The sequence below is a fragment of the Bacillus cereus group sp. BfR-BA-01356 genome (assembly GCF_022663635.1).
Taxonomy (GTDB): Bacteria; Bacillota; Bacilli; order Bacillales; family Bacillaceae_G; genus Bacillus_A; species Bacillus_A cereus.
Genome location: NZ_JAKUFX010000079.1, coordinates 22,384 through 28,383, shown reverse-complemented (window position 1 = coordinate 28,383; position 6,000 = coordinate 22,384). Strand labels below are relative to the sequence as shown.

Genomic DNA, 6,000 nt, shown 5'->3' with positions numbered 1-6,000 from the left:
TATTTTACATAAAATACTGGTCTAGTTTCGTGATGTCTTTTTTAAGCAATTTGTCCTTTGATAACTTCAAAAGATATTATTTTTCAGTTGACATACTACCGCAGGTCTTTTAGACCTGCCTTATCTTTCTTTTGTACAGTTTCTACTAATGTGTCGTAATAATTTTGAAATTGTTCATCGTAATTTACAATATTACGAGCAGTTTTTTGAATCTGTGGCTTCGCTGTATCTAACCAGTAATTCGCATTGATTCGTGACAGCTCTTGATTAAGGTGAATATTTTTGAGCAACTCTCCCCCCTCTGAGCCTAAATCGATATTAGATAAATTTACATTTGGTTGCTTAATCATTGTTTTTGCGTATAAATCCATTACTAGAATATGAGACCCTGTTTCAGCTAATGCTTTCTTCAGTCCTTCGGGGCCTAATGCATAATTGCCTACTTTTTGTTCTTGAGCGGTCGTTTCTTGTGCAAATGCATGAATAGTGTTACCGGTAGTAGCAGTTATAACAGTTGCTAATGTAGCTAAAGTTAGTACTTTGAATGGAAATTTTTTCATGACTATTCTCCTTCTTTCGCTAAATGCTTATAATCTTTATGAATTCCCAAAAAATGCAATATTAAAATTTATATACTTGTTCTTCAAGGTAACTTATTACATTTTTTAATTGTCTTAATGTATCTTTTTGAGACTGCTCGTTAGTTGTATCAACATTAGTAGATAATTTTGTAATGCTATTTTTTATTAGATTTAAATCTTCTTTATAGCGCTTTAGTAGATCAAGTTCTACATCTACTTGATTTGCAAACGTATGCAAATCATTTTGTGTAAGAAGAAGCATTGATTTTTGTAAATCAGCTATTGATAATTTCGTTGTTAAATCATATATTTTTTGATTTTGTTTCTCTAAATCATCTAAATATGCTCGCTGTTCTGCTGTTAATTTATTTACTTCAGCAAAAACGCCAAATGTTTTCTTAATCTTTTCGGTATCAATGGCTTTCATCAGGTCATACTCTTGTGTTTTTGCTGCGGCTGCGGCTGCGGCTGCTATTTCACCTTGTTTGCTTTTCTCAATTGCTTCACGAGCTGCTTTTTTTGCTGATTCAATCTCTAGAGCAGTTTTACCTTGTTCTGTCGCTTCTTGCGCCGCTTTTTTCTCCGCTTCTAGAATAGAGTTGTTAATTTCTTTTCCTTTGTTATACGCTGCCACCCCTGCTTGAGCAGCCGGTTCAATAATTTCTTTTGAAAGACTATAAACTTCTTTGAATATAGCAAATCCCTGTTCATTTAAAGCCCCTGGTATTAATGCAATTTGCTGTAAATCATTTTGAATTGCTTTTTTGGTATTTAATATTTCATTTTTTAACTGATCTATTTTTCCTGTTCCATCTGTACTTAGTATGCCTTGCGCAGTTGCCACATTGGTATCAAAATCTTTTAATTTTTTATCAAGCTGTAATTTAAGATCTGTTAATTCATTGATTTGTCGTTGCGCATTTTCTTGATTCGTCATAGCCATTTCTTGAAGTACTTCAAGTCTATCCGAAAACCCTTCTCTATCTTCTTTATTGTCTACAAACGATTTTAATGTCGGGTAATAACTATTAAATTTTGTTACAAATCCTTTACTTTTTGAATTTAATAGAATTAACTGTGGATAGAGTTCCGATGACCATTCCTTCATATCTTGTTTGATTAGGAATTGATTGGTATTTAAAGCTGGGACTTCCTCTAGCTGTACATTAGGACTCATTAAAGATTGATCAATATACGTTTGGATTAATTTAGATTGCGCACCTAATTTTCGTAATGAAGAGGAAATATCCATGCCTTCCTGTTGAGTTTCCGCTTGAACGATTGGTGTTGCGAGAGTATTGATAGGAATAGTTGCTCCAGTTACAATGGATGTTATTAAAAATCCTGTCATTATTTTAGTTTTCATTCCGTACACTCCTTTACCATTGTTTTTATAACTTAATTCATATAACTTGTACGACCGCTCTCGTTGTAAACTGGATAAGAAGGAGAAATCTTTCAGATACGTTAATATCGTTGTTTTTTACTTCTAATAGGATGTAAGGATTTTATTTATCTCTCATTTCGATACTCTATTTTTTTAAATATAAATAACAAAAATTTATTAACTATATTTGAATCAGGCACCCTATGAGTAGTAAATTATTAATTCTTTCCTAAAGTTGCGGTTTAACTTACAGAATCGTGAGGATCAATAAACTAATGCTTACAGTTAATCTTGTCATAACATTGTTTAATTTTAATTTAATAATATTACTCTTAGTTTTATTAGTAAACTCCTTACTAGACTACAAAAGGTGAAATTATACTGTACATCGCTTATACTTTTATTGCGGAATAACTTCACTTTTGTTATGCAGAAACTTAGAACAGGTTTATTACAAATTTGATTCTTGACCTCTTGTAAATAAATTGACTATTTATAAAATTATTAACGACATAATGTTACTTACAACTTCACTATAATTCCTATTAGCGTAACCCTATCCTTTCTGTCTGGTCATACCAGTTATGTTGTTCATTAAAACATTAAATTTTTAATGCGTAAATAGAAAAATTTTGTCGATTACGATCGATAATTTACTGTTAAATAAAAATATGAACCGAAAAAAAATATATAAATATAGTTATCCGTAAATTTCATTTCTGTAATTGTAATGATTACAAATTAATGTGTATACGGTTAAAAATAACTATTTTAGCTCAACCAAGAAATTTTATTTTAGAAAAAATACTTATAGAATAATATAATAGGTCTTTTTATACTTTTTTACCTTTATTTAGTTATGTATAATTGCATAAAATGTAGATATATTTAGTAATATATGTTATATTGTTGATTTTTTCACAAAACATCCTAATATAATTATTAACAAATATTCAGTATGAAGATATTAGTCTATAAACTTATCATCGTTATAAACATAGGTTTTAAATTACAAAAAAGCTGCAAAGCTTACTTGAAACACTTTGCAGCCTTCTGTCTTTTTGTTTTCTTTAGCAAAATAATGGTTAGTGTATTTTCATTTTTTGGGATACTTATACCCATGTTTAAGTCTTTACATTGAAGACAGCAGATAACAAGCTTATATTACTGTATATTTTTCACGGTACTGCCTAGGAGTCATACTAGTGATTTTTTTGAAAACTCTTATAAAATAACTTTGGTCATTAAAGTTAAGCCACGCACAGATATCTGATAACGAATAAGTAGTGAGTGTTAATAATTTTTTTGCTTCTTCCACTCTTTCCCTTTGAATATATTCGCTTAAAGTAATTCCCATTTCTTTTTTAAATAGTTTAGACAGATAAGTAGGCGTAATTTCTAAATGATTAGCAAGTTCATTCAGAGATATTCCATCGTAAACATTTTTATTAATATGTTTTATACATGTAGTAACCGCGTAAGAATACTTTTTTGCATTGTATTCTTTCACACGATCTGCAAAGGTACGTAAAGCGTCCCCTGACAATCGCTTTACAGATTCTACATTATCTAATTGTTCTAGGGTTTGTATATATAAAATACTATGGGCAAAAGCAATATCTGGTGGCAGGTTTCCTTCTATTGCATATCGAGTGGCTAAGGTAATCGCAATAATTCCAAGGTTTTTTTGATTCCTGAGCGGATCCTCTATTAGCATAAGTTCAACATCTTCTTGCGAAACCGCATACATATACTGTATTAACTTTTTTTTATTCCCTTCTTTAATAGTCGAAAAGAAATCATTTACTAATGCCATATTGTGCGTTTTAGGTTTGTTTTGTCGGCGTTTTAAAATATATAAATCAGGTTTCACATTTTTATTAGGAATTTCCTCTAGTACTTTATTTTTTTCCAAGACAATATCTACATCTAACTTTTCATTGAAAATCATGTAATGTAATAAAATTCCCATATCAATTAATGTAGTTTTTTTAATCTCAGATAAACACTGATAATAGGCAAGTCTTTCTTGAATGTTATCATTTGATTTAAATTCTTTCTGAAATTTTATGATCATATCATCTGAATCTTTTGGATGTATAGTAGGACCGATTATGATAGTCCCTTTAATATCATCATGATTTTCTATATGAATTAGAACAAAATTTTCAAGATAGTTGTTACTTCGGAAAAGTGGCAAGTTAAAGGGATCGTTTTCTTGATAAATATCAGTAAGATGTTCTTCTTTTGAAGAATAAAAAGGACTACAAACATTATCAGATGTAGAATGATATAAAATTTTTTTGTCTGCAGATAAAATATGTACAGGGGCATTAAATGCTTTATGTGCAAGATCACACAAGTGTTGTATATCGATAGAAGTATTCATTACATTCTCCTTTATAGATCCATAAAATATATTCTGTTATATATAATTCACGACAAATAATACTATAAAATATCAAATTAGTACAATTCACAACAAAATATTACTATATCTTTTTTATAAAAATCATATATTATTTAATTGTAGTTAGCATCTAAATATCAGAGTAGATAAGTAAAGGAAATACACTAAGTTCTTTTCTTAATTCTACAAAATATAATTATTGAACTTGAGAAAACAGTGAAGTACTACAAAATACAGTGGTAGTCAATGCGAGGACCAAGCTGGAAAAAGATTTAAAATAAAGCGAAGTAACAGGAGATACGTACCACCGCAAGAAATAACAGTCAAAGTTCCAATTCAATCCTTTCTACAAATTGAATTCAAAAAATAAATACTGCTAATTTACATGTGAAACTGAAAAACTATTTTCCTCCAAATTTTAGAAAAAGATAATAAAGAAGTTGTAAATTTGGAAACAGATGAAAGCGATACGGCTATTTTTGAAGCACTATGCTTTGAAAAGTACAAGATGGAGGAAATTCAAGTACTCAACTAAACACGAAGAAACGATGGAATATTCAAAAAAATGACACTATATTACTGGTCGCAACATTAGTTTTACTTTCCACAAAAGAGGAAAATATATAGACTTTACAAATACTAAAAATAGCAAACTAGATAGTTTTATTACCGCATCACATAAAGTGAAACTTTAATCAGTGGGGGTTTTGTTCATCCCCACTGATTATTAGCCCACACCAATCGGGCTTTTACGGGCAGCCCGCCCCCCACCTAACTTCTTTGCTTCCGCTGAATTTTGAGGTGGGGGTCTTACTGCCTGGCAAATAGCGAGATAAACTTATTATTAATTTCCAAATACAATAGTTGTTAATCAACAAAAAACTTCAATAACCAAGATGCACAGTAAATTGACCTCAAAACAATTCTTACTACAATATCAGGTTTTGCTTATTCTATAAAAAAAGAAATATCACTAAAAAACTATTCCTTTATATCGATTTAGACATAAAACATTTTATTATATCGGCTTAAGTATTATGAAATTAAAATTGCAAATAACACCAAAACTCTTTTAAAGGCCTATACGCCTTTCATATCGAATTAATTATCTTCCGATACCTATGTCATTAACGTAACTAAAAAAGATTATTACAAAGGAATCTGAGAGGTCTTTTCGATTTCGAAATTTATTTTTTTGTAAATTAAAGGAAAAATAATCCGTATATATACGGATTATTTTCTTAGTGTAATCTGTATTGACCTGTTAACTGTTTTTCAGCCATTCGAACTAAGCGTTTTGTAATCTCTCCACCGATTCGAACCATTTGCAGATGATGTGATGTATCAGGTCCCAGTGTGACTCCTAGTTCAAAAGCAATTTCATACTTCATTTGCTCAATAGTACTTGTAGTAGCAGAAATAAGAATTTCATTTGTATTACTTTCATATCTTTGAATATTTATAAATAACATGTACCTAATTATGCTATTTACGCATGAATAACCTAATTTATTCCAGTATTTTTATAGGAACCCTTTCCCTCCCCTTATTTCACCAATTAAATTTGAAACACAAATGTACATTGCATTTCAATATAACAATAAAAGCTACAAAAGCAACGA

At 29.9% G+C, this 6,000-nt stretch carries 4 protein-coding genes and 1 pseudogene; 1 reads left to right on the top strand and 4 read right to left on the bottom strand.

Annotated elements, in window-relative coordinates; all coding sequences use genetic code 11:
• Positions 1 to 104: 104 nt before the first annotated feature.
• The 3 genes and pseudogenes from hblD to MR168_RS22095 form a co-directional block, all read right to left on the bottom strand.
• A pseudogene (gene hblD, locus MR168_RS22105) lies at positions 105 to 560 on the bottom strand (hemolytic enterotoxin HBL lytic component L1); the annotation flags it as partial.
• 61 nt (positions 561 to 621) lie between these two features.
• Positions 622 to 1,947, bottom strand: coding sequence for a hemolytic enterotoxin HBL lytic component L2 (gene hblC / locus MR168_RS22100; RefSeq protein ID WP_242291485.1), 1,326 nt, complete (start codon positions 1,945 to 1,947; stop codon positions 622 to 624).
• A 1,180-nt stretch (positions 1,948 to 3,127) separates the two neighbouring features.
• Positions 3,128 to 4,357 (bottom strand): helix-turn-helix domain-containing protein, encoded by a 1,230-nt coding sequence (locus MR168_RS22095; RefSeq protein WP_001097903.1) that lies wholly within the window; start codon positions 4,355 to 4,357, stop codon positions 3,128 to 3,130.
• Between the two features lie 424 nt (positions 4,358 to 4,781).
• Here MR168_RS22095 and MR168_RS22090 point away from each other — a divergent pair, with 424 nt between their 5' ends.
• Positions 4,782 to 4,913 (top strand): peptidase, encoded by a 132-nt coding sequence (locus tag MR168_RS22090; protein ID WP_076876078.1) that lies wholly within the window; start codon positions 4,782 to 4,784, stop codon positions 4,911 to 4,913.
• A gap of 706 nt (positions 4,914 to 5,619) precedes the next feature.
• On the opposite strand, the gene MR168_RS22085 is transcribed toward MR168_RS22090, so the two are convergent.
• On the bottom strand, positions 5,620 to 5,850 hold the full coding sequence (locus tag MR168_RS22085) for an alpha/beta-type small acid-soluble spore protein (RefSeq protein ID WP_000897403.1): 231 nt from the start codon (positions 5,848 to 5,850) through the stop codon (positions 5,620 to 5,622).
• Between the last annotated feature and the right edge of the window lie 150 nt (positions 5,851 to 6,000).